The 21,696-nt window shown below is 71.3% G+C and carries 18 protein-coding genes and 1 tRNA gene; 6 read left to right on the top strand and 13 right to left on the bottom strand.

The window, feature by feature from the left end:
- Nucleotides 1-150: 150 nt before the first annotated feature.
- Together PJ985_RS18645 and PJ985_RS18640 are read left to right on the top strand one after the other, a co-directional pair.
- Entirely contained in the window at nucleotides 151-909 is a 759-nt protein-coding gene (locus PJ985_RS18645; protein WP_271684967.1) for an IclR family transcriptional regulator, read from the top strand.
- A gap of 88 nt (nucleotides 910-997) precedes the next feature.
- Nucleotides 998-1,071: transfer RNA gene (locus PJ985_RS18640), tRNA-Lys, on the top strand.
- 99 nt (nucleotides 1,072-1,170) lie between these two features.
- Here the strand turns inward: PJ985_RS18640 and PJ985_RS18635 are convergent.
- The 5 genes from PJ985_RS18635 to PJ985_RS18615 all read right to left on the bottom strand — a co-directional run bounded on the left by PJ985_RS18635 (nucleotide 1,171) and on the right by PJ985_RS18615 (nucleotide 6,433).
- Nucleotides 1,171-2,229: an acyltransferase domain-containing protein gene (locus tag PJ985_RS18635; protein ID WP_271684966.1), complete on the bottom strand. Its 1,059-nt coding sequence runs from the start codon at nucleotides 2,227-2,229 to the stop codon at nucleotides 1,171-1,173.
- Between the two features lie 113 nt (nucleotides 2,230-2,342).
- On the bottom strand, nucleotides 2,343-2,630 hold the full coding sequence (locus PJ985_RS18630) for an acyl carrier protein (protein WP_271684965.1): 288 nt from the start codon (nucleotides 2,628-2,630) through the stop codon (nucleotides 2,343-2,345).
- A gap of 187 nt (nucleotides 2,631-2,817) precedes the next feature.
- Nucleotides 2,818-4,035, bottom strand: coding sequence for a ketosynthase chain-length factor (locus PJ985_RS18625; RefSeq protein ID WP_271684963.1), 1,218 nt, complete (start codon nucleotides 4,033-4,035; stop codon nucleotides 2,818-2,820).
- Nucleotides 4,032-5,297, bottom strand: coding sequence for a beta-ketoacyl-[acyl-carrier-protein] synthase family protein (locus PJ985_RS18620; RefSeq protein WP_271684962.1), 1,266 nt, complete (start codon nucleotides 5,295-5,297; stop codon nucleotides 4,032-4,034). Before PJ985_RS18620 ends, PJ985_RS18625 begins: the two co-directional genes overlap by 4 nt.
- Before the next feature lie 317 nt (nucleotides 5,298-5,614).
- The gene (locus PJ985_RS18615; RefSeq protein WP_271684960.1) at nucleotides 5,615-6,433 is read right to left on the bottom strand and encodes an AfsR/SARP family transcriptional regulator; all 819 of its coding nucleotides are present in this window, start codon (nucleotides 6,431-6,433) and stop codon (nucleotides 5,615-5,617) included.
- Between the two features lie 272 nt (nucleotides 6,434-6,705).
- Between PJ985_RS18615 and PJ985_RS18610 the strand changes: the two genes are divergently transcribed.
- The 4 genes from PJ985_RS18610 (at nucleotide 6,706) to PJ985_RS18595 (ending at nucleotide 11,387) form a co-directional block, all read left to right on the top strand.
- Nucleotides 6,706-7,050: a hypothetical protein gene (locus tag PJ985_RS18610; protein ID WP_271684959.1), complete on the top strand. Its 345-nt coding sequence runs from the start codon at nucleotides 6,706-6,708 to the stop codon at nucleotides 7,048-7,050.
- Nucleotides 7,047-9,359 carry a TOMM precursor leader peptide-binding protein gene (locus PJ985_RS18605; protein ID WP_271684958.1) on the top strand — a complete coding sequence of 771 codons (2,313 nt, stop codon included), beginning with the start codon at nucleotides 7,047-7,049 and terminating at the stop codon, nucleotides 9,357-9,359. The genes PJ985_RS18610 and PJ985_RS18605 overlap by 4 nt, the downstream gene beginning before the upstream one ends.
- 85 nt (nucleotides 9,360-9,444) lie before the next feature.
- Nucleotides 9,445-10,734 carry a sensor histidine kinase gene (locus tag PJ985_RS18600; RefSeq protein WP_271684957.1) on the top strand — a complete coding sequence of 430 codons (1,290 nt, stop codon included), beginning with the start codon at nucleotides 9,445-9,447 and terminating at the stop codon, nucleotides 10,732-10,734.
- A gap of 38 nt (nucleotides 10,735-10,772) precedes the next feature.
- The gene (locus PJ985_RS18595) at nucleotides 10,773-11,387 is read left to right on the top strand and encodes a response regulator transcription factor (protein WP_271684955.1); all 615 of its coding nucleotides are present in this window, start codon (nucleotides 10,773-10,775) and stop codon (nucleotides 11,385-11,387) included.
- Here PJ985_RS18595 and PJ985_RS18590 read toward each other — a convergent pair.
- The 8 genes from PJ985_RS18590 to cimA all read right to left on the bottom strand — a co-directional run bounded on the left by PJ985_RS18590 (nucleotide 11,271) and on the right by cimA (nucleotide 21,570).
- A complete protein-coding gene (locus PJ985_RS18590; RefSeq protein ID WP_271684954.1) occupies nucleotides 11,271-12,215 on the bottom strand; it encodes a 4'-phosphopantetheinyl transferase family protein in 945 nt (314 codons plus the stop codon). The genes PJ985_RS18595 and PJ985_RS18590 overlap by 117 nt on opposite strands.
- Nucleotides 12,215-13,453: an acyltransferase domain-containing protein gene (locus PJ985_RS18585; protein WP_271684953.1), complete on the bottom strand. Its 1,239-nt coding sequence runs from the start codon at nucleotides 13,451-13,453 to the stop codon at nucleotides 12,215-12,217. Before PJ985_RS18585 ends, PJ985_RS18590 begins: the two co-directional genes overlap by 1 nt.
- 37 nt (nucleotides 13,454-13,490) lie before the next feature.
- Nucleotides 13,491-15,212: an acyl-CoA dehydrogenase gene (locus PJ985_RS18580; RefSeq protein ID WP_271684951.1), complete on the bottom strand. Its 1,722-nt coding sequence runs from the start codon at nucleotides 15,210-15,212 to the stop codon at nucleotides 13,491-13,493.
- Nucleotides 15,213-16,940 carry a fatty acyl-AMP ligase gene (locus tag PJ985_RS18575; protein ID WP_271684949.1) on the bottom strand — a complete coding sequence of 576 codons (1,728 nt, stop codon included), beginning with the start codon at nucleotides 16,938-16,940 and terminating at the stop codon, nucleotides 15,213-15,215.
- A gap of 176 nt (nucleotides 16,941-17,116) precedes the next feature.
- Complete coding sequence (locus PJ985_RS18570) at nucleotides 17,117-17,761, bottom strand: antibiotic biosynthesis monooxygenase family protein (RefSeq protein WP_271684947.1); 645 nt, start codon at nucleotides 17,759-17,761, stop codon at nucleotides 17,117-17,119.
- A gap of 65 nt (nucleotides 17,762-17,826) precedes the next feature.
- The gene (locus PJ985_RS18565) at nucleotides 17,827-18,765 is read right to left on the bottom strand and encodes an aromatase/cyclase (RefSeq protein ID WP_271684946.1); all 939 of its coding nucleotides are present in this window, start codon (nucleotides 18,763-18,765) and stop codon (nucleotides 17,827-17,829) included.
- A gap of 75 nt (nucleotides 18,766-18,840) precedes the next feature.
- Nucleotides 18,841-19,932 (bottom strand): ketoacyl-ACP synthase III family protein, encoded by a 1,092-nt coding sequence (locus PJ985_RS18560; RefSeq protein WP_271684998.1) that lies wholly within the window; start codon nucleotides 19,930-19,932, stop codon nucleotides 18,841-18,843.
- A gap of 24 nt (nucleotides 19,933-19,956) precedes the next feature.
- Nucleotides 19,957-21,570, bottom strand: a complete 1,614-nt coding sequence (gene cimA, locus PJ985_RS18555; protein ID WP_271684944.1) for a citramalate synthase — start codon at nucleotides 21,568-21,570, stop codon at nucleotides 19,957-19,959.
- Between the last annotated feature and the right edge of the window lie 126 nt (nucleotides 21,571-21,696).

Here is a 21,696-nt window from a genome sequence, read left to right as displayed (position 1 = left end):
TGCGCGCGCGGGTCCGGCCCGCTGCCCCGAGGGGCAGCGGGCCGGATCCGTTCGGCGAACAGGCCCCGTTCCCGGCGACTCCCGTTAGGCTGTGACCGGTCGGAGCCTTGCGGTGACGAGCGCGGCGGGGCCGCGGGACGAGGAGGCGCTGTGACGCTCACATCCGGGGCGAGCACACCGCATCGCTCCGTGCAGTACGCCCTCCGGCTGCTCGAGGCGCTCGCCGGCCATCTGCACGGACTCCCCGAGGAGGAACTCGCCCGGCGGACCGCGCTGCCGCCCGGTCACCTGTCCCGCCTGCTGCCCATGCTCTGCCGGGAGGGCTACGTGGAGCGGCTGGGGGACGGCACCTACACCGCGGGCGCGTCGCTCCGCCGTCTCGGGGCGGACGGCGACCGGCAGCGCCGGCGCGAGGAGCGGCTGCAGGGTGCGCTCGACGCCCTGCGGGAGTCCGTCGGCGCCGCCGTCTACCTGGGCCGCTACCAGGACGGCGAGATGAGTGTCGCGCACATCTCGGCCGCTCCGGACACCCCCGCGGTGCACCAGTGGGTGGACTTCCGCTCCGCCGCGCACGCCACCGCGATCGGCAAGTGTCTGCTCGGCCAGCTCGACCACGACGGGCGCCAGGACCACTTCTCCCGGCACAAGGCGGCCCGGCTCACGTCGCGCACCATCACCGATCGCCGGGTGCTGCTCAGCTCCCTGGACCGGCAGCCGGCCACCATGCCGGTACTGGATCTCCAGGAGTACGCGGTCGGCACGCTGTGCGCCGCGGTCCCGCTGACGGCCGGGTCGGCGGTCGGCTGCCTCGCCCTGTCGCTGCCGCTGCGGGAGGCCCACCGGCTGCGCCAGGCCGCGGAAGCCCTGAACGACCGGGCCGCCCCGACACTCCTCACCCTGGTGCTGTGACCGAAGCTCCGCGGACCCCCTCGGCAGTGGTCGGAAGCACCCCCGAGGAGCGGGTAAACTTGCCGTGTCGGCCCGCGCGGCCGGCCCGGCGCCGCTAGCTCAGTTGGTTAGAGCAGCTGACTCTTAATCAGCGGGTCCGGGGTTCGAGTCCCTGGCGGCGCACTGTTCCGTGGCCCCCTCGAAGTATCGAGGGGGCCACGGCTGTGTTGCCTTCCAGGTCGCCGGCGGAGCACGCAGGCCGCCCGGCACCCGGGGCTCCCTTCACCCCAACGCGCCGGCGACCGCCCGGACGGGTTCCTCCTGCCGGTTGCCGCTCATGGCCCCAGGGTTCACCGGGTAGCCCTGCTCCCGCAGTTCTTCCGCCGCCGCGAGCACCGAGCGGCGGTCACCTTCCGGGCTTCCGGGGCGGGCGGGCAGCAGAGGAACAGCGGCGCTTGCCCGCAGCCGCACGGCCGGGTGCCTGCGGGCGAACGCGGTCAGGGTCTGCCGAGGGCCCGCCTCGATCAGCAGCATGTCCTCTGCCGCCAGCAGGTTGTCCAGAGCAGGCGCGAAGTACACCGGATCGGTCACCTGCCGGGCCCAGAACCGGGCGCTGCAGGCGTCCTCGTCCCGCATCGGTCCCCCGGTGTAGCCGGAGTAGAGCGGAACGGTCGGCGGGCGCAGCCGGACCTGTTCATAGGCGGGCTGGATCGCCTCGGCCGCCGGCTCCATCGCGGGACTGTGGAACGGGGATGTCGCCGGGACCCGGACCACGGTGAGCCCCGCCGACCGCAGCGCACCAGCCGTGACCTCCAGCGGTCCGGTGGTGCCCGCCAGCATGACCTGGGCATTCGCGTTGACCGCCGCGATCACCACATCGCCGGTGAGATGGGGCCGTACCCGGTCCTCCCCGGCGGCGACGGCCAGCATGCCGCCGGCGGGTACCGCGACCGCGGCGCGGACCCGTTCACGCATCATCAGCACCGCGTCGGAGAGCCGGACGACTCCCGCCAGTGTGGCGGCGACCAATTCTCCGGCGCTGTGTCCCAGGAGTGCGGTGGGGCGGATTCCCCAGCTGAGGATCATGCGGCCGAGTGCGTAGTCGACGGCGAACAGCAGCGGCTGGGCGCGACGGACGTCGTCGATGCTGATCAGCGGGTCCTCGCTGAGCCAGTCGGCCCGGATGGCGGGGCCCTCCTCCCCCATCAGTGCCAGCACCCGGTCCATGGTGAACGTGAAGGTGGGGTCGCTGCGGTAGAGGCCGGCGGCCATGCGGATGTGCTGGGACCCCTGGCCCGGGAACAGGAGCCCGACGGGGCGACGGTGTGTGCTGGGTGACATCTCTCTCCTGGTCTTCGTCCGTTCTGCGGAGTGGTCGCTGCGGGCTGCCGGAGACGAGGGCTGCCCGCCGGCCGTGGTGCGGCCCGCGGACAGCCCTCGATGGCCTCCTGCGGTCAGGAAGCGGCGGGCTCGCCCGCGCTGCTGTTGATCACGTCGAGAAGTGCGCGCGGGGTCTCGGCGTCCACGACGGCGTCGTCGGGGATCTGCAGCGCGTAGTCCCGCTGCACCTGCCCGATCACCTGGAGGAGGGCCAGCGAGTCGTAGCCGAGCTCGATGAACGGGGTGTCCAGGACATCCCCGTCCAGGTCGATGCCCTCCTCCTCACCCGCGCTCTCCCGGAGCATGCGGGTCAGGTCGGTCAGGGTCACGGTCGGAGTCGCGATGCGTGTGCTGGTGGTCATGGCGGTGTCCTCATTTCTGTTTCTTCGGATCATTCGGTGCGACGGTCCGGTCCGGGTCGGTACGACTCTGTACACAAGCGGTCCGGTCCGTGCGGGTGGTGGGGTGGTGCGGGGTCCGGCCCGGGGGGGGCGGGCCGGACCGGTCAGCGGGCGGGGCGTCCTGGCCCGGACGGTGCGCCCCGCCAGGTCAGGCCGGGCGGCGCACGACCAGGGCCGCGTTGAAGCCGCCGTGTCCCCGGGCGAGCACCAGCGCGTTGCGCAGCGGCGCCTCCCTGGGAGCACCGGTGACCAGATCGATCGGGCAGTCGGGAGCCGGGCCCGTGACATGCACGGTGGGCGGGATGACGCCGTCCCGCAGAGCCAGCAGGGCGGTCGCCACGTCGAGCGAGGCGCCTCCGGCCAGCAGCCGTCCGGTCATGGTCTTGGGTGCGGTGACCGGTACGCCCTGCGGCCCGAAGAGGGCGGCCAGCGCCTGGGCCTCCGTGCGGTCCAGTTCGGGAGTGCCGGTGGCGTCCGCGAAGACGACATCGATGTCCTCGGGGGTGAGACCGGCGTCCGCCAGCGCGTTCTCGGCGGCCCTGCGGAGCCGGGAGGGCTGCGGGCTGTCAGCGGCTGCGTCCAGGGTGGCCGCGTAGCCGGCGATCTCCCCGTAGATCTGTGCGGCTCCCCGCTCCCGGGCGGAGTCGGCATCCTCCACGATGAGGATGGCGCCGCCCTCACCCGCGACGTAGCCGCCCGCCTCGGAGGAGAACGGCAGGTAGGCGCGCGTGGGGTCGTCCTCGGTACTGAGCAGACCGGAGGCGATCTGCGGCACCCAGCCCCAGGGGCAGATCGCCGCGTCCACACCGCCGGCCACCACCATCGGACAGCCCTTGCGCACGTGGCGGCGGGCGTGCCCCAGGGAGTCAATGCCACCGGCCTGTTCGGTGAGGAGTACCCCGCTGGGTCCGCGCATCTTGTGCCGGATGGAGATCTGGCCGGTGTTGACCGCGTAGAACCAGGCGAAGGACTGGTAGGCGCTGACGTACTCCTTGCCCTGGCTCCAGAGATTCTGCAGCTCACGCTGGCCGAACTCCACCGCACCGCCGGAGGCCGCGGTGACCACACCCATGCCGTACTCGGGCAGGTCACCCGGGGTCACGCCGGCGTTCTCGATGGCCCAGTCCGCGGCGGTGAGCGCCAGCCGGGTCATGTGGTCGGTCTGCGGCATCAGCCGGCTGGGAATGTGCTCCTCGGCCCGGTAGCCGGAGACCTCGCCGGCGATGGTGGACGGGTACTGGCCGGGGTCGAAGCGGGTGATCCGGCCCAGGCCACTGGTTCCGGCGAGCGTCGCGGCCCAGTAGTCCTCGGTACCGAGCCCGTTCGGGGCGGTGATCCCGAGACCGGTGACAACAGTGGTGCTCATGCCAGGTTCCTCTCCGGGCGTGCCAGGAGCATGGCGCTCTGGAAGCCGCCGAAGCCGCTGGCCACACTGAGCACCACGTCGGGGCGCGCCTCACGGGCGTGCAACGGTATGTAGTCGAGGTCGCAGTCGGGGTCGGGGTCGTGCAGGTTGGCCGTGGGCGGCAGCACTCCGTGTTCCATCGCCAGGGCACAGGCCGCGATCTCCAGGGCACCGATGGCACCGAGGGAGTGGCCGATCATCGACTTGATGGAGCTCATCGGGGTGGCGTAGGCGTGCTCACCGAGGCTGCGCTTGACCGCGCCCGTCTCGTGCCGGTCGTTCATCTTCGTACCGGAGCCGTGCGCGTTGATGTAGCCGATCTCCTGCGGATTGATCCGGCCCTCGGTCAGCGCGGCGTCGATGGCCTCGGACATCTCCCTGCCGTCCGGCTTCAGCCCGGTCATGTGGTAGGCGTTGCAGCGGGCCGCGAAGCCGGCGATCTCCGCGTAGATGTGCGCCCCGCGCCGCTTGGCGCTCTCGAGCTCCTCGAGGATCAGCACTGCCGATCCCTCCCCGAGGACCAGGCCGTTGCGGGTCCGGTCGAACGGGCGGCAGGCGTGCTCCGGGTCGTCGTTGCGGGGGGTGGTGGCGTGGATGGCGTCGAAGCAGGCTGACGTGATCGGGGAGATGGGTGCTTCCGTCGCCCCGGCGACCATGATGTCCGTCGTGCCTTCGCGGATGAGCTCCACGGCGTGCCCGAGGGCGTCGATGCCGGAGGTGCAGCCGGTGGAGACCACCGCCGCGGGGCCCTCCGCCCCGGCGGCCCGGCCGACCTCGGCGGCCATCGAGCTGGGCACGAAGTGGCTGTACAGCTCGGGTACCGCGTACTCGTGGTCCACGTTCCACTTGCGGCCGCCGTTGCTGGTCACGACGTATTCGCGCTCCAGGCTGGTGGTGCAGCCGACCGCGCTTCCCAGGGAGGTGCCGACCCGGGAGGGGTCGAGCGCCCCGGTGTCCAGTCCGCTGTCCTCCAGCGCCTCCCGGGTGCTGACCACAGCGAACTGCGCGGCCCGGTCCAGCCGACGGATCTCCTGGGGGGTCAGGCCGGCCTGCACCGGATCGAAGTCGCACTCGGCGGCGATCCGGGAACGGAACGGCGAGGCGTCGAAGAAGGAGATCGTCCGCGTGGCCGAGCGTCCCGCGGTGAGCAGGTTCCAGTATTCCTTCACTCCCACGCCACCGGGAGCGACGGCCCCCAGTCCCGTGATGGCGACTCTGCGCATGGCGGTTACCTCCCCTTCCTGGATGTCGGCTGCCGCCATGGGCACCGGCGGGACAGAGCTGTCCGCGTCACTACGGATCCCCTCGTTCGGCTTCTCTACGGTGATACGGCGGCCGGGACGGTTCGGGATCGTTCCTCACCGCCCCAGTCGCCGGCCGGGACGCCGGCGGCTTGTGGCCCCCGGAATCCTGCGGTCCCGTCATGGTTCGGCCGGTTCCTCGACCCCCGGTCGTGCCCGCGTGGAAGCCCGTCGGAAGCCGCACGCACGTGGGCCCCGGACCGGTGTCGACCGGTCCGGGGCCCATGGTGCGAGTGCGTTCAGCCGGCCCGTGCGGCCTCCAGCGCGCTGCCGCGCGAGGACGTCACCAGATCCTGGTCGCCCGCCAGCACGGCCTGGTGCAGGTTCCGGAGCCTGCGGGAGGGCTCCAGACCGAGCTCGTCGACCAGGGTCCCCCGGAGCCGCTGGTACGCCTCGAGTGCGCGCCAGGAACTGCCGGAGCCGTGCAGCGCGGCCATCAGCTGGGCGCAGAAGTTCTCATGCATCGGGTACTTGGCCGCCAGTACGGTGAGTTCGGGGATGAGTTCGGCGTGCCTGCCGAGCCGCATGTCGGCGCCGATGCGGCGTTCCAGCGTCGCCATCCGGCCCTCCTCCAGGCGCAGGACCTCCAGCTCGAGCACGCCGCCCACCGGGACGTCCACCAGCGCTTGACCGCGCCACGTGTCCAGGGCCTTGCGCAGCAGCTCCGAGCCCTTCTCGTCCCGGCCGGCGTCACAGGCGGCGCGGCCGTCCTCGGCGTACTGCTCGAAGTCCTGGATGTCGAGCTGCCCCGGCTGCACCTGGAGCAGGTAGCCGCCGTGCCGGGTGAGCAGGACGTCCTTGGGTTCCCGGCCGGCCTGGCGGCCACAGGTGGCCTCGCCGATCCGGCGGCGCAACTGCAGTATGTATGTCTGCAGGGTGGTCGCCGCGCTGCGTGGTATGGCCTCTCCCCACAGTTCTTCCATGAGGGTGGGGACGGTCACCATGCGGTCGGCGTGCAGAGCGAGCAGCGCGAGCACCTGGCGGGGCTTGGCGGCGCTCGGCAGAACCGACACCTCGTGCATGGATGCTGCGAACGGCCCGAGAATCTTGATGTCCATGGCGTACCTCTCCTCGACGGAGTCCCACCGGGAGTTCGCCCGGCTCTTGGTCGAAGTTCGCTGGTGCCGCGTCAGCAGAAGACGCGCTACCAGGAAGCATGGCACCGGCGGCAGAGTCGTCCCAGTGACCGGCACACGAACGGACATGTGAAGAATTCACACATGGATGGTGAGGTCGGCACTGTCAGAGCAGCCTTCACAACCTCCACACTCTGTCTCAGGTAACCCACCGAACGGGCATCCGCCAGAAGATGGAGAGTTCGATGAACGCTATGACCACTCAGGCACCGTCTCCCTCCTCCTCCGTCCCCGACGAGCTCCGGGCAGCCGAACTGACGGCCCGCCTCGGCCTGGAGCCCGAGCTGGCAGAGCGCTACTTCCACGACCCCGTCAGCGTGCTGCTGCAGCACGGCTTCGACGCGGGAGCCGAGCCGGTGTACGCGGATCACACCGGCGTCATCGAGCACCTCAGCGGGCGGGCGTCCGTACGGCTCGACCAAGCCGGAACGCCCGTGGTGGCGGGAGGTCCGGACCTGATGGTCTCTCAGACGCTCGGGACCTGGAGCCGCCCGGCGCCGGCTCCCTCGGAGCTCTCGCTCGAAACGGTCCCGGCATGAAGGGACAGGAAGACGTCCGCAGCGCCCCGCGCGTGGGGTTCCGCAGACACTTGCGGGTCGAAGTACTGCCGGGTGAGGCGGTGTACCTGCTCTCCGAGCCAGGGGTCACCGTGCTGCACGGCAGGGACATCCAGCTCCTCGCTCCCCTGCTCGACGGCACCCGAACCGTGCCCGAGCTTCTCGCCGAGGCGAGCGCTCTGACCCCGGCCCGAGACGTGGGCCGGCTCCTCGGCACCCTCGCGAGAGCAGGACTCATCGGCTACCGCAGATCCGGCACGGGGGCGGTTCGGGCCGGCTCCGCCGCAGCGGCCGCGTACTGGGAGCTGGCCGGACTGGACGGTAACGAGGCGGGGGATTCCGTCACCCGGACACCGGTCAGGATCATCTCTGTGGGGCGGGTCGAACCGGAGCAGGCCCGGGCCGCCTGCGTGAGCTCCGGACTCACCGTGACCGACGCGGAAGGCCCCGCCCCGGAACCGGCGGCAGGCGCCTTCTCGCTGGTGCTCTGTGACGACTACCTCGCTCCCGAGCTCGAGCGGATCGACGCCTGGCACCGGGCCCGCCGCCGGCCGTGGCTGCTGGCCTCCCCCGGCGGGTCGGCGCCCTGGGTGGGGCCCGTCTTCCACCCGGCCGGGGCCTGCTGGTCCTGCCTGGCACACCGGCTGCGCGCGCATCGCCGTTCGGAGATACCGGTGCAGCAGGCGCTGGCGCTCGACAGGCCGGTCCCGCTTCCGGACGCCTCGCTGGCCGCGGGACAGAGCCTGGGCATGCACGCGGCCGCCCTGGAGACCGCGAAGTGGCTGGCGGGTCTGCGGGGAGAGAACCAGCAGACCGTCACCGTCATGGACACGCTGACCCTGCGCACCGTGCAGCACCGGGTGCAGCAACGCCCCCAGTGCCCCCGGTGCGGGGACCCCGGCCTGGTCCAGGACCGGGTGCGGCGCCCCGTCGTCCTGCGGTCCGTGCTCAAGCTCCAGGACTCCGGCAACAACCACCGGGCGGTCTCCTCGACGGACATGCAGCGCCGCTACGGCCATCTGGTCAGTCCCGTCACAGGAATCATCTCCGGTATCCGGCGCGACACCCGGCTGCCGGCCGGGCTCAACAGCTACGTCTCCGGGCACAACCTCGCCCTCGGCACCCGCACGCTCGCCGAATTCCGGGGCAGCCTGCGCAGTCTCAGCGGCGGCAAGGGAGCCACCGCCGAGGAAGCCGAGGTCGGGGCGCTGTGCGAGGCGGTGGAACGCTACTCCGCGACGCGTCAGGGAGACGAACCGACCGTTCACGACACGATGAACGGCATCGGTGAGGCAGCCGTCCATCCGAATGCCTGTCAGCTCTTCGCACAGGAGCAATTCCGCAACCGGCAGCACTGGAACACCCGGCACTCCACCTTTCAGCAGGTCTGCGCGCCCTTCGCCGCCGACCGGCCGGTCGACTGGACACCGGTGTGGTCGGTGTCGGCCGGCCGGCACCGGATGCTTCCCACCTCCCTGCTCTACTTCCCCGGCCGGTACGGCACCGACGAGGAGGCGCCCCAGGCCGACTCCAACGGGAACGCGGCGGGCGGAAGCCTGGAGGACGCCGTCGTCCAGGGCTTTCTGGAGCTGGTGGAACGGGACGCCGTGGCGCTGTGGTGGTACAACCGCACCCGGCACCCGGCGGTGGACCTGGATGCCTTCGACGCACCCTGGCTGGCCGGGCTCCGGGAGGACTACTCCCGCATCAACCGGGAGCTGTGGGTCCTCGATCTCACCTCGGATCTGGGGATCCCGGCGATGGCCGCGGTCTCCCGCCGGACGGACAAGCCGGCCGAGGACATCTCCCTGGGGTTCGGTGCCCACTACGATCCACGGCTCGCCCTGCGACGCGCGGTGACGGAGATGTCCCAGCTCACGGGGCCGGTGGCAGGAATCAGCCATAGTGACCCGGCCGCGTATCCGCAGGCCGACCCGGAATTGCTCTCCTGGTGGACCCGGGCCACCGTCCGGAACCAGCCGTATCTGCTGCCCGACCCCGCCGAGTCACCTCGCCCCCCGGCGCACTGGTCCTACACTCCCCGGCGGGATCTGCGAGCCGACATCAGGGCGGCGGAGAACCTGGTGACAGCCCTCGGCTCGGAGTTGCTGGTGCTGGACCAGACGCAGCCCGACATCGGACTGCCGGTGGCAAAAGTGCTCGTTCCCGGGCTGCGGCACTTCTGGGCACGGTTCGCGCCCGGCAGGCTGTTCGACGTCCCGGTGCGGCTCGGACGCCTGGCGAGCCCGACGGACTATCACCACCTGAACCCCATACCGCTGTTCGCCTGAGCCGCCAGCTTCCGGACAATCAGTGGCACGGCACCGATCGGCGACCGTAGCATGCGCGGAAACTGCCTCCCCCGAGGAGAATCCGGTGGAAAAGCGCATGGCCGGCGGTACACCAGATCCGTTGCCTTCCAGCGGCTCGCCACCAGCGGCTGTCGACAGCTCGCCGGACCGGCGCCGCCACATCCAGATGCCCCCGCCCCGGCTGGCACAGTCGATCGCGGTGGGCACAGTGGCCTACTACGGCTTCATCGTGGTGCTGAATGTGCTCAACACCGATCCCACCCGGGATGAGTTGCTCACCTCCATAGCGTGTGTGCTCGTCGTCTTCGCCGTCCAGCTGGTCCACATCACGCCAGGCGCCCAGCGCTGGTCGCTGCGCCGCCGCTGCACGATGCTGACCGTCCAGGCAGTCCTGACCTTTCTGCCCTTCCTGCTGTACGGCCTCAACTGGGGCACCATGGCCGGACCGCTCGCCGGCTCGCTGCTGCTGCTGCTTCCGGGACGGGTCGCCCTGCCCATGGTGGGCGGGATCGGCCTCTTCATGATGTTCATGGTGGTGAACGCCGGCGGGGACTTCGTCACGGTCGCCTACCTGACCTTGTCGACCATGATGGCCGGGCTGATCCTCTTCGGCATCACGCGACTGTCCCACCTGGTCACGGAGGTGCACGCGACCCGGCGGGAAATGGCCACCATGGCGGTGGCCAACGAGCGGATGCGCTTCTCCAGGGACCTGCACGACCTGCTCGGCTACAGCCTCTCGGCGATCACCCTGAAAAGCGAACTCGCCCACCGGCTGGCCAACGTGAACCCGGACCGGGCACAGCGGGAGATCGTCAGCATTCTGGATCTGTCCCGGCGCGCCCTGGCCGACGTACGGCTGGTCTCGCACGCCTACCGGGACATGTCCCTGCGCGAGGAACTGGTCTCCGCCGAAGAGGTGCTGCGGGCTGCGGACATCGAGGTCACCTGCGACACCGCGGACCTCGGCCGGCTGCACCCGGCGATCGACACCGTGCTGGCGATCGCCCTGCGGGAAGGGGTCACCAATGTCCTGCGGCACAGCAAGGCCGAACACTGCCATGTGACCGTCCGGCAGCAATCTTGCACCGTCCGGTTTATGCTGGAGAACGACGGGGTGCCCGACCGGGCCGCGCCACCGCCCCCGCACAGCGGCAGTGGGCTGGGCAATCTCCATGCACGGCTCGAAGCGGTGGGCGGGACGATCAGCGCGAGCAGCCCGGGCACCGGCAGCTACCGGCTGACAGTGGAGGCGCCGGTGATGCTGGGGAGGGCTTCCTCCCCCGCGGAAGCTCCGGCCGGTGCCGACAGGACCCCCGAAGGAGCGGAAGGGGAGCGCGCAGCAGCTCAGTGATTGCCGGTTCCGCCGTTGAAGAGCGCTGAGGGGGACCCATGCTGACCGTGAAGGTGCTGCTGGCCGAGGACGTGCCGATGGTCCGGGGGGCACTGGTCGCGCTCCTCGAACTGGAGCGCGACCTGCGGGTCATCGCCGAGGTCGCCTCCGGGGACGAGATCGTTCCGGAGGCATTGCGGACGCACCCCGACGTGGCCGTCATAGACGTGGACCTGCCGGGAGTGGACGGCATCGACGCCGCGATCGACCTGCGCCGTCACCTCCCCCGCTGCCGCACGCTGCTGCTGACCAGCATGGGTCGGCCGGGCACCCTGCGCCGCGCCTTGAATGCCCAGGTGAACGGCTTCCTGCTGAAGGACGCGCCCTCGGACCAGCTGGCTTCCGCGGTCCGCGCGGTGGCGAGCGGGCAGCGGGTGCTGGATCCGCAGCTGGCGATGACCGCGTGGGACACCCCTGAAGTGCCGCTTTCCGCCCGTGAGCTGGAGGTGCTGCGGCTCGCCGCGCGCGGGGCGGAAGCGGCGGAGATCGCCGCCTGCCTATACCTCTCCAAGGGAACGGTGCGGAATTACCTTTCCGCCATCGTGACCAAACTGCATGCCCGTAACCGGGTCGACGCGGTCCGCATCGCGCAGGAAGCCGGCTGGATCGCCTGAGGTGCTCGCCGCGCCCAGCAGCGCGTCCAGCATGCCCTCGTCGAGCGCGGTCAGCGTGGACAGGTCGCTGCCCGCCCCCAGACCGGCATCATGCACCGCGGCACCCACCACGTAGTCACCGGGAAGGTGGAACGTGCCGAAGCTCCAGTCCGGCTCCCCGGCCGGCTCCCCCGCCGGCCCGGTCAGACAGGCTCCGTCCGCCCGCAGCGCGAAGCCGAACTCCGTGAACCGCAGCCTGAGTCCCTGCCCCAGAGCCTTGGTGTACGCCTCCTTCAGCGTCCACAGGCGCACCAGCGTGTCGTTGCGGACCCGCATGTCGACCGGATCGAGCCGGGCACGTTCGAACGGGGTGCAGGTCTGTGACTCCGAGCCGGTACCGGCCATCCGGCGCGCGCGGCGTTCCACGTCCACACCGATGCGGCCCCGCCGGGTCACCCCCACCACCAGCATCTCGTCGGTGTGGCTGAGGCTGACGTCGATCTGATCGCACCCCCGCACGTACGGTCGGCCACCCGGTTGGTAGGACAGGTCCACCGATTCCGGTGCGGCGTCGATGGCTGCTCCTGCGACATGTCGCAGGAGCAGCCGGGAAGCGGCGAACCGTTCCCTCATCCGGGGCAGGGGAATGCGCTGGTAGCGCTGCCAGTCCCGGCCCAGGAGCCGGCGCAGCGCGGGCCCGGTGCGGCCGGGGCCGGGCAGCCAGGCGTCCAGGCTGCCGTGCACCACCGCCGTCCCGGAGGTGGCCAGTGCCGCCCGCACGCCGTGCCCCAGCTGTCCCGGAGTCCCGGTCGGCAGCGGCTCCGGAATCCCCACGTGCGGGCCGGGCATCAGGACCCGACCGGTGCGGAGACGGGCCGCGCCTGGAGCTCGGCCAGGAGCTTCCGCACCTCTTCCGCGCCGGACCGCGGTCCGGCGCAGGCCATCCGGCAGGCCGGGGTCCCGCGACCAGCGAGCCGGCGCAGGTACGGGATGAGTACGGTGCGCGGCCCGATCTCCACCACGTGGCTGGGGGCCTGCTGGTCGAGCAGTTGCCGGGCCGCCTCGGCGAACCGCACCGGTGCGGTGATCTGCTCCGTCCAGTACCCGGAGTGCAGGGGTTCGGTGGTGAGCCGTCCGCGGACCGTGGAGTAGAAGGGGAGGCGCGGCGCGCCTCCGGGCAGCCGGCGTGCCACCGCCTCGAAGCGGGGCACCGCCGGCTCCATCAGCGGCGAATGGAACGCGTGGGTTCCCGGCAGGTGGATGCAGCGCTGGCCCCGGGCGCGGAGCTGATCCTCGATGCGCTCCAGCGCGCCGCGGTCGCCCGAGAGCACGGTGGAACGCGGGCCGTTGATGACCCCGATACCGACCGTGGCCTCCGGCGCGGCCAGGTGGGCTGCTTCGTAGGGTGACAGGCCGGTGGCCATCATTCCGCCGCCCGAGGGCAGGTACTGCAGGAAGGCTCCGCGGATCGCCACCAGTTTCGCGGCGTCCGGCAGTGTCAGCGCACCCACGACCACCGCCGCGGCGTACTCTCCGATGCCCTGCCCGAGAACGGCCGCCGGTACCACCCCGGCCTGTTCCAGCATCCGGGCCAGTGCGTACCCGACCGCGAACAGCGACGGCTGGGCGAACGCCGTCTGGTGGAGGCGGGTGTCGCCGCTGAGGATCAGGTCCACCACGGAGACACCGGTGTAGGGCAGCAGGGCTTCCGCAGCCTCGTCGAGCGCCGTCCGGTAGTCCGGGCACTGGATGTAGAGAGCTGCGGTCATCCCCGGGTGCTGGGCTCCCAGACCGGTGAAGACGAATGCGGTCCGGACGCGGTGTCCGGCTCCCGGCCGCACGTCCCGGCAGGCCAGGTGGCGGGCGAGCAGCCGGGCGGTGGGGTACTCCCGGATGTCGGTGGGCTCGACGAGCGGGCCGAAGGCTTCCTCGATGTCCCCGTAGAGGCTGAGGGCCGCCACCGAGTCGAGGCCGCTGACGGCGAAGTCGCTGTCCGGCGCCGGCCGTCGGCCGAGGTAGTGACTCAGCCGTTCCAGCAGCCAGTCACGGTAGAGGTGCTCCCGGGGCGGGACCGAGGTCATGGTCATGTCGGGTCCTTTCTGAGGTGCTGCTGTGCGGAGGTGGTCATTCCGCGAGCTGCATGCCGTACAGGTCGTAGGCGCGGCCACCGTGCAGCCGGGCGAGCAGCTCGGCCAGTACCCGTTGCTCGCTCGCGGTCTGCTGACCGGGACGGGTCAGGCCGAGCCGTCCGGCCAGTCGGTACAGCGCGGCGTCGAGCCACGCGGGATCGGACAGGAAGGAGCCGGTCGGTCCGTGGGACGGTCCCTGCGCGCGGGCCTGCTGCCAGACGCCGATCACCGCGGCCGCGGACAGCACCATGGCGTAGCGGTCGGTGAGACCGAGACTGTGCGGGCCGGACAGGGTCCTGCGGTCGTCCGGGGACACCTCCCGGTAGAAGTTCCGCAGCTCCTCCAGTTCGCCGGTCAACGCCTCGACGAGGGATCGGGTGGCGGAGGAGAAGGCGGACCCCTGCCTCGCGGTGCAGAACACCAGGGTGGCGGCCAGCGGATCGCTGTCGCCGAGCAGCGCGAGCGCAGCCGGATCCAGCGGCGGGAGGTCCCCGTCCAGGCTGAAGAGCGCCCCGGGAGGCTCCGGGCCGGCGAACCACGAGTTGCGGGCGAACACCGGGAGCTGGGGCAGGACACTGATCTGCCGGCCCGCGCTGCCGGCGTGCCCGAGCGAAGTGACCGGCAGGTCGCGCAGTTGTTTGCGGAACATCGCGGAGGCGCTGCTGTCGGTGAACTGGGCCTTGCCCAGCACGGAGGACAGGGCGTCCATCGACTCGGCGATCATCTTCGGGGCCAGGTAGGCGCCCGCGGCGGCGTACGCGCTGGCGTGCCGTGGCAGCAGGTGCACGGCACGGGTCGCCACCAGGGCCAGGCAGTCACTGATCAGCAGGTCCAGGAAGGCCCCGGTCAGGACGTCCCGCACATGCCGGACGTCCAGCGAGGACCTCCCGTCCTCGCGCCTCCGCACCGCGAACCGGGCGACGGTGCGGAGGGCGGTGTCCGCGCCCGCCAGCACGATCGAGGGGATCAGCCCGCGAATCAGCAGTGAGGAGCGCAGCGAGATCTCGTAGCCGTCGCCGACCGCACCCACCAGAGCATCTCCGGGGACCGGGCAGTCCAGGGCCTCCAGCCCGCTGAACTCGGTACTGCGCAGACCGCTGGTCGGGTCCCGGCCGAGGCCGACCAGCCGGTCGGCGGGCAGCTCCGACCGGTCCAGGAGGAAGACCGAGTGGCACCGGCCCGCCGGGGTGCCGGGGCTGCCCGTTCCCGCGAACACGACCAGGCCGGCGGCCCGGGCGCCGTTGGCGATCACCGTCTTGCTGCCCTGGAGCACGAAGCCGCCGTCCACCGCGCGGGCGGTGAACTCGTCCCGCACGAATGCGTTTCCGTGCGTCACCTCGTGCCGGGCCACCGCGACGCGTTCGCCGTCCAGGAGCAGCCGGGCCACCGTCCGGCGCTGGGCGGCACTGCCCGCGGTCCATACCGGTGTGGCGGCGAAGAAGCAGTTGAGGCCGTAACCGAAGCCGAGCGAGGCGTCCCGGCGGAACACCGGCCGCAGCATCCGGCCCAGGACGTCCATCCGGGTCAGCCGGCCGCCGAGTGCCCCGGGCACGGACTCGGCGTTGAATCCGGCTGCGTCCAGGGTCTTCTCCCCTTCGGTCAGCACTTCACCGCGGTGGTCCGCGGCGAGCAACGCCCGCTCGCCGAGGGGGTTGTCCGGGTCGCCGAGCGGGCCGAAGGCCTGCTCGAGTTCGTCGATGCGTTGCTGGGGATCCATTCAGCGGCCCCCGGGCAGCAGATGTGCGACGTCGGGATCCATCGACTGGTGAATCGGCCTCAGCTCGCCGCGGAGGAAGAGCCCGCGCATGGCTGCCCGTTCGACCTTGCCGCTGGTGGTCCGCCGGACGGTCCCCGGGCGTACCAGCAGCACTCCGGCCGCCCGCACGTCGAACTCCTCCGCCAGGCAGCGCTGCATGTCGGAGGTCACTCCGTCCAGGTCGAGACCGAAGTGGCTGCGGGCCCGCAGCTCCTGCACCAGCACGATCCGCTCCTCGTCCCCGGGCACGGAGAACGCGCTGCCGGGACCGAGGCGTGAACTGACCCGCTGCACGCTCTGCTCCAGGTCCTGCGGGTACAGGTTGCGGCCGGCGACGACGACCATGTCGGTGAGCCGTCCGCTGACGAAGAGCTGCCCGTCGTGCAGGGTCCCCAGATCGCCGGTCCGCAGATGACCGCCACGGCCGTCGGCGGTGACGGCCGCGAAGGTCTCCGCCGTTTCCTGCCTTCGCCGCCAGTATCCGGCGGCCACGCTGTCGCCGCGGAGCCAGATCTCTCCGATCCTGCCCTCGGGCAGCACCTCCCGGGTGCGGGGGTCCACGATCAGCAGCGTGCCGTCGGCTGCGGTCCCGCAGCCGACGAGGGTACGGGCCGGGGCGCCCGGATCCGCGGGCCGGACCCGGTCCGCTTCCAGGGCGGCCGGGTCCGCCGCAAGCTGGGTCCAGGGGGCGCCGGGAACGCTCGCGGAGGCGAGCAGCGTCGTTTCCGCCAGACCGTAGGCGGGGGTGAGGGCCTGCGGGCGCAGGCCGGCCGCGGCGAACCGGTCGGCGAAAGCGTGCAGGGTGCTCGCGCGGACCCTTTCCCCTCCGACCACGGCTGTTTCCCAGCCGGACAGGTCGAGGCCGGCGAGCTCCTCCTCGGTGACCCGTGCGGTGCACCGTGCGTAGGCGAAGTCGGGTGCACCGCTGATGGTCAGTCCGTGGTCCGAGATGGCCTCCAGCCAGCGGGCCGGGCGTCTGACGAACTCGGCAGGACTGAGCAGCACGGAGGTGCCGCCCAGCCACAGCGGGTGCACCAGCCCGCCGATCAGGCCCATGTCGTGGTGGAAAGGGAGCCAGCCCCCGAGCCGGTCGCCGGGGCGGGTTCGCATGACCCGGCTGATGGCACGCTGGTCGGACAGCAGGCTGCTGTGCGGAACCATCACGCCTCGCGGCTCCTGAGTGGATCCCGAGGTGTACTGGAGGAAGGCGATGGTGTCCGCGGTGGCCTCCGGCCGCTGCCAGCCCTCACCGGTCACCTGGTCGGCGGCCACACAGGTCGTCCCGCTGTTGCCGGTACGGGCCAGCAGCTGCGACACCTCCGGGGCGTCGTCCCGGCCGGTCAGCACGAAGCGGGTCGCGGCGTCCCGGACAATCCCGGCGATCCGGTCCTCATGGTGTCCGCCCCCGGTGGGCGGTGGTGCGGGGACAGCGATGGCCCCCGCGTACAGGCAGGCCAGGAAACTCACGGCGAAGAGCGGCCGGGAGGACTGCTGGAGCAGTACCCGTTCCCCGGTCGCACCGCGCTCCTGCAACCAGCCGGCGAGGTTGCGGGCGGCGGCGTCCAGCTGCCGGTAGGTCAGGGTGTCGGGGGCTTGCCCGTCGTTCCGCAGGAAGATCAGCGCGTCCCGTTCCGGTGACTCGGCGGCCCGGTCCTGTACCAGGTCGGCGAGGGTGCGGTATCCGGTCATGGCTCCCTCCCAGGGCTCTGCGTTCCGAACTCCAGGACACCATTCGGATGTCCGTTCGCTCACCGTAGGAAGTCACTCTCGAACCGGGCTCGCTCTGCGCCGGAGCGCCGGTCAGCGCACGGAACCGCCGCGGGCACCGGGGAGGAACCCGGCACCCGCGGCGGCAGGCAGACAGTTCAGCGGGACACACCCGGCGCGTAGGTCAGGTGCCGCAGCCGCTCCGTGCTGATCCGGGCCACCGACTTCAGCTGCCCGACCCGCTGCAGGAACCCGGGCTCCGCCATGGCCCGTTGGCACGACTCGCCGTCCCGCCACCAGCACACGGCCAGGTATTTCTGTGGAGCCAGGGTGGAGCGCATCACGTCTCCGCCACCGAACCCCTCGCCGGCGGCGCAGTGGCCGAACAGCTCGTGGAACTGCCATTCGAAATCCGTCAGTGGACGGCCCTCGTCCACCAGAGCCTGGATGAACACGACGTTCTCCGCGCCCTGCCGGGCCTCGTCCACCAGCAGCCGCCCCAGGCTCACCGCCTGGTCCGCCTCCACCTCCACGATGGGACTGAGCCCCTGAACGTGGCTCAGGAAGGCGTCATGGTGCACCACCCGCAGGAACGCCTGATGGGTGACCCAGTGACTGAAGTGCATGTAGACGTTCGGCCGGTCGATCAACTGGCCGGTCACCAGGAAATTGAATCCGCGCTGCTGTCTCAGGTAATCGCAGTGCGGGCGGAACTGCCGTTCGAAGCGTCTGGTGTCACCCTTGACCGTGAATCGGTTGACGACGGTCAGGGGCCGGCTGAGGTCACGGCCGCTGCTCGGCATGTCGGCTGCCTCCAGCGGAAGGGGAATGGTCGGTACGGACTCTGTGCCGGGCGCTGTACCGGCGTTCAACTGCGGAGGGATTCCGCGTATTCCTTCGCCTGCCGCAGGGTGCGGGAGCTGTTGCCCCCCAGGGCCTTCCGGACGAGCGTACGGGCCTCGTCCAGGGTGGCGGCCGGCCCGAGAGCGTGCCGGACACCTTCCGGGTCGAGGGTGACGGTGTGCCAGGAGGTGACGACCAGCCTGTTCTGCGGGTCCGCGGGGTCGGGAGCGATGACCCAGCGACCGGTGTGGCCACTGAGCGCCACCGGCATGTGCAGCTGCTTGTAGACGAGGGTGTGACGGTCGGGGAAGCAGATCCGGACCGACTTGGTGTTGTGCAGGGAACCGTCGGCTCCGCGGGTGTCCATGTCGAGGTGCTGAAGGCCCGGCTCCTTCTCGGTGAGGACCAGCCGCGCGACGTGCGGAAGCCGCTCCGGCCAGAGATCCGCCCGGTCCAGAAACGCGAACACGTCCTCGGCGCTGCCTTCGACATGCTCGGTGTCGCTGAACGTGAAGCACAGGCTGGCGCGCTCCTCGCCCAGTTCCGCCACGTGCTTCAGCGCGTCGAGCTCGGCACGGCTGTTCCGGTCCACTGCCTGCTCGATCAGCCGCACCGCGTCGGGATCGTCGTCCACCGCGCGGAAGTCGTGCAGCAGCACCACCCGGCTGCCGCCGTCGGCGTGCGGCTCGACCCGCCACTCCCCGCCCATCGAGGCAACGGGCGAGGCGGACACGACCTGCCGGAAGGTGATCCGGCCGGCCGCCGCGTCCAGCGTCCGGCGTGAGCTCCAGGTACGGACCTCACCGTTGGCGAAGGCCCACAGGGTCAGCAGCTGTTCGCCGTTGTCGTCCTCCGGCAGCTCGACGTGCACGGTCGGCCCGAAGACCTGCGGCCAGCCCGAGACGTCGGCCACCAGGGCGTACACCGCCTCCGGCGGGGCCGCGACGGTGATCACGTGCTCCATGACGTGAACGGCTCCGGCCGCTCGGTGGTCGGTGACAGTCGCAGCGCTCGGCACCACAATGATCCTCTCCTTCGGTCAGCGCCCTGGGGCGTCGGGGGTTGGTACGGGGGCCGGGTCATGCCCGGCCCGGTCGGGTGAAGCGGCCCAGTGCGGCCTGTCCAGGACTTCCAGCACGGCGCAGCCCCAGGTGTAACCGGCGCCGACGCTGACGAGCACCACCCGGTCACCGGGGGCGGCCTGTCCCGAGACCACCAGGTGGTCCAGGCCGGCGAACTGGTCACCGGCACCGAGGTGACCGACCGTGCGGCTCCACCCCCAGACGGTGCGGGCCGGGTCGATGCCGAACGGCTCGTAGTAGATCGACTTGAGGCGCCGGCGTCCGAAGTGCGGCAGGAGGACCCAGGCGGCGTCGGACAGCTCCATGTCCGCCCCGGCCATTGCCCGTTTGATGACGGTCTGCTGTCCGGAGTGAGCGCGGGCGATCGCGTAGGAAATGCCGACCTCCCCGATGAAGGCCCGCTTGGCGGCCTCGAAGTCCACCGGTATCCGGTTGCTGAACGGTGCTGTCCCGAAGGGCTCGTCACCACGGTGCAGCGGCTCCAGGTCGGAGTCCGCGAGCACCTCCAGGGACAGCAGCCGGGCGTAGCCGCCGCGGCGGGAGAGCACCAGGGCGGTGCCTCCGTCGGCATAGGGGGTGCCGGGGTCGGTGCGCCAGCGGTCGATGCCCGGCGGGCAGAACCGGTCCGCGGTGGTGAGCAGCGCGTCGCAGCGGTTGGGGTCGGCCATGAGGTAGGCGCTCGCCAGGTCCAGGGCGGCTGTCCCCCCGTTGGACATCTGCCGGATCTCCAGCGCCGGACAGCTGTTGCCGGCGGTCTCCCGCTGGATGTAGGAGGCGACGGGCCAGAGGTCCTGACCCTGGTGGTAGGTGTCGGCGTGCAGGATCAGATCGATGTCCGCGGGGCCCGATTCCGCCCGCCGCAGCGCCGTCCGGGCCGCTGCAGCACCCATCTCGGCCGCCGACTCATCGGGTGAGTAGGACACCGAGAGGGTTCCGGTGGCCGACGCGATGGCGGCCGGGCACTCGCCGGCGGTGACCGCGTCGGCCACGTGGAGCACGGAGGGCAGCCGTGTCGCGGTCCCTCGGATGTAGATGTCGTCCAGTCGCACAGCCACTCCAGCTCAGTAGGGGCGTCAGCCGACGGCCGCCGGTACGGGGGCGCGGTCGGAGGTGTCTCGGCGGCTCAGCACGAGGTAGCGGCAGGCGTCCAGCAGCGCCGCCCAGGCCGCGGCCACGGTGTCCGTACCGACACCGACCGTTCCCCACTGCCGCCGCCCGTCGTGAAAGGACAGGAGTGCGCGGGCGGTCCCGGTGCTGTCCAGCACCCGGACCCGGTGCTTGAGGAGGACGAGAGTCCGCAGCTCGGGGAAGTGCGGGTCGAGTGCGGTGTGCAGCACCCGATCGAGGGCGGCGACGGGCTCCGCCGCGTCGGCCCGGGCCTCCACCGGCTCTCCGTCGGCCAGCAGTTGCACTGTCGCCTCGGAGCGCGGGCTGTCCTCCGGCCCCTGGCCGGTGCCCGCGAACCAGGAGTGCACCTCGATGACCGGATCGAGTCTGCCGTCGGCGAGCTCCTCGCGCAGCAGCAGCTCGAAGGAGGCGTCGGCGGATTCGAAGCTGTAGCCGCGGGACTCGAGTTCCTTGACCCGGGCGGCAGCTCTCCCGACCGGCTCGGAGCCGGCGCTCAGGTCATATCCGAGCTCGACGGCCTTCAGCTGCACGGAGGAGCGTCCGCCCATGTCGGAGACCAGAGTGCGCATCGCGTTGCCCACCCCGGAGGGATCGGTGTGCTGGTACAGATCGGGGTCCACGCGCAGTGCGGAGGCGTGCAGACCCGCCTTGTGCGTGAAGGCGGAGGCACCGATGTACGGCGCGGCCGGCCGGCCGGACACGGTGGTCACCGCGCTGATGGCTTCTCCGACACCGGCCATGGTGGCCAGCCGGCCGGGCGGCAGGACATCCAGACCCCGTTTGAGCACCAGGTTGGCCGTGACGGTGAACAGGTCGGCGTTGCCGCACCGTTCGCCGTACCCGTGGGCGGTCCCCTGCACGTGGTCGGCGCCGGCGTCCACGGCGGCCAGCGTGTTCGCCACCGCGCAGCCGGAGTCGTTGTGACAGTGGATACCGAGCCGGGTGCCGGTGCTCAGCAGCGTTTCGGCCACGGTCGGGCCGATCTCGTCGGGCAGTGAGCCGCCGTTGGTGTCGCACAGCACCACCGCCTCGGCGCCGGCCTCGGCCGCGGTCCGCACCACCTCCAGGGCGTATTCGCGGTTGCGGAGGAATCCGTCGAAGTAGTGCTCCGCGTCCACGAACACCCGTCGGCCGGATCTGGTCAGGAACCGCACCGTCGAGCTGATCATCCGGAGGTTCTCGGCGAGCGTGGTCCGCAGCGCCAGCTCCACATGGCGGCTGTCGCTCTTGGCGACCAGGGTCACCACCGGCGTCTCCGCCATGAGCAGGGCACGGACCTGCGGATCGGTGGACACCAGTCCGCCCGCTCGCCTGGTCGCGCCGAAGGCCACCAGCTGTGCGGTGGCCAAAGCGAGTTCGGTGCGTGCCCGGCGGAAGAACTCGGTGTCCTTCGGAAGCGCTCCCGGCCAGCCCGCCTCGATGAAACCCACCCCGAAGGCGTCCAGTTGGCGGGCGATGACGAGCTTGTCGTCCACCGTCGGCACCATGCCCTCCTGCTGCATGCCATCGCGCAGAGTCGTGTCGTAGAGCTGAAGTTCTCGCGCTGTTGTCTGCGCCATCTGCCGACCTCTCGTTCGCGTGTGGGTCAACGGTGGGACGGGTGCCTCGGACGCCGCTCGAGTCCCGCTTGCCGTAGCGGCTGCCCGGGCTGTCGTCCCGGACAGCACCTGTGGGCCGGCCCGCTC

The organism is Streptomyces sp. ACA25 (genome assembly GCF_028200735.1).
In the GTDB taxonomy this organism is placed as follows: Bacteria; Actinomycetota; Actinomycetes; order Streptomycetales; family Streptomycetaceae; genus Streptomyces.
The sequence above is the reverse complement of the archived record's forward strand: the minus strand, read 5'-3'. Positions and strand labels throughout refer to the sequence as shown.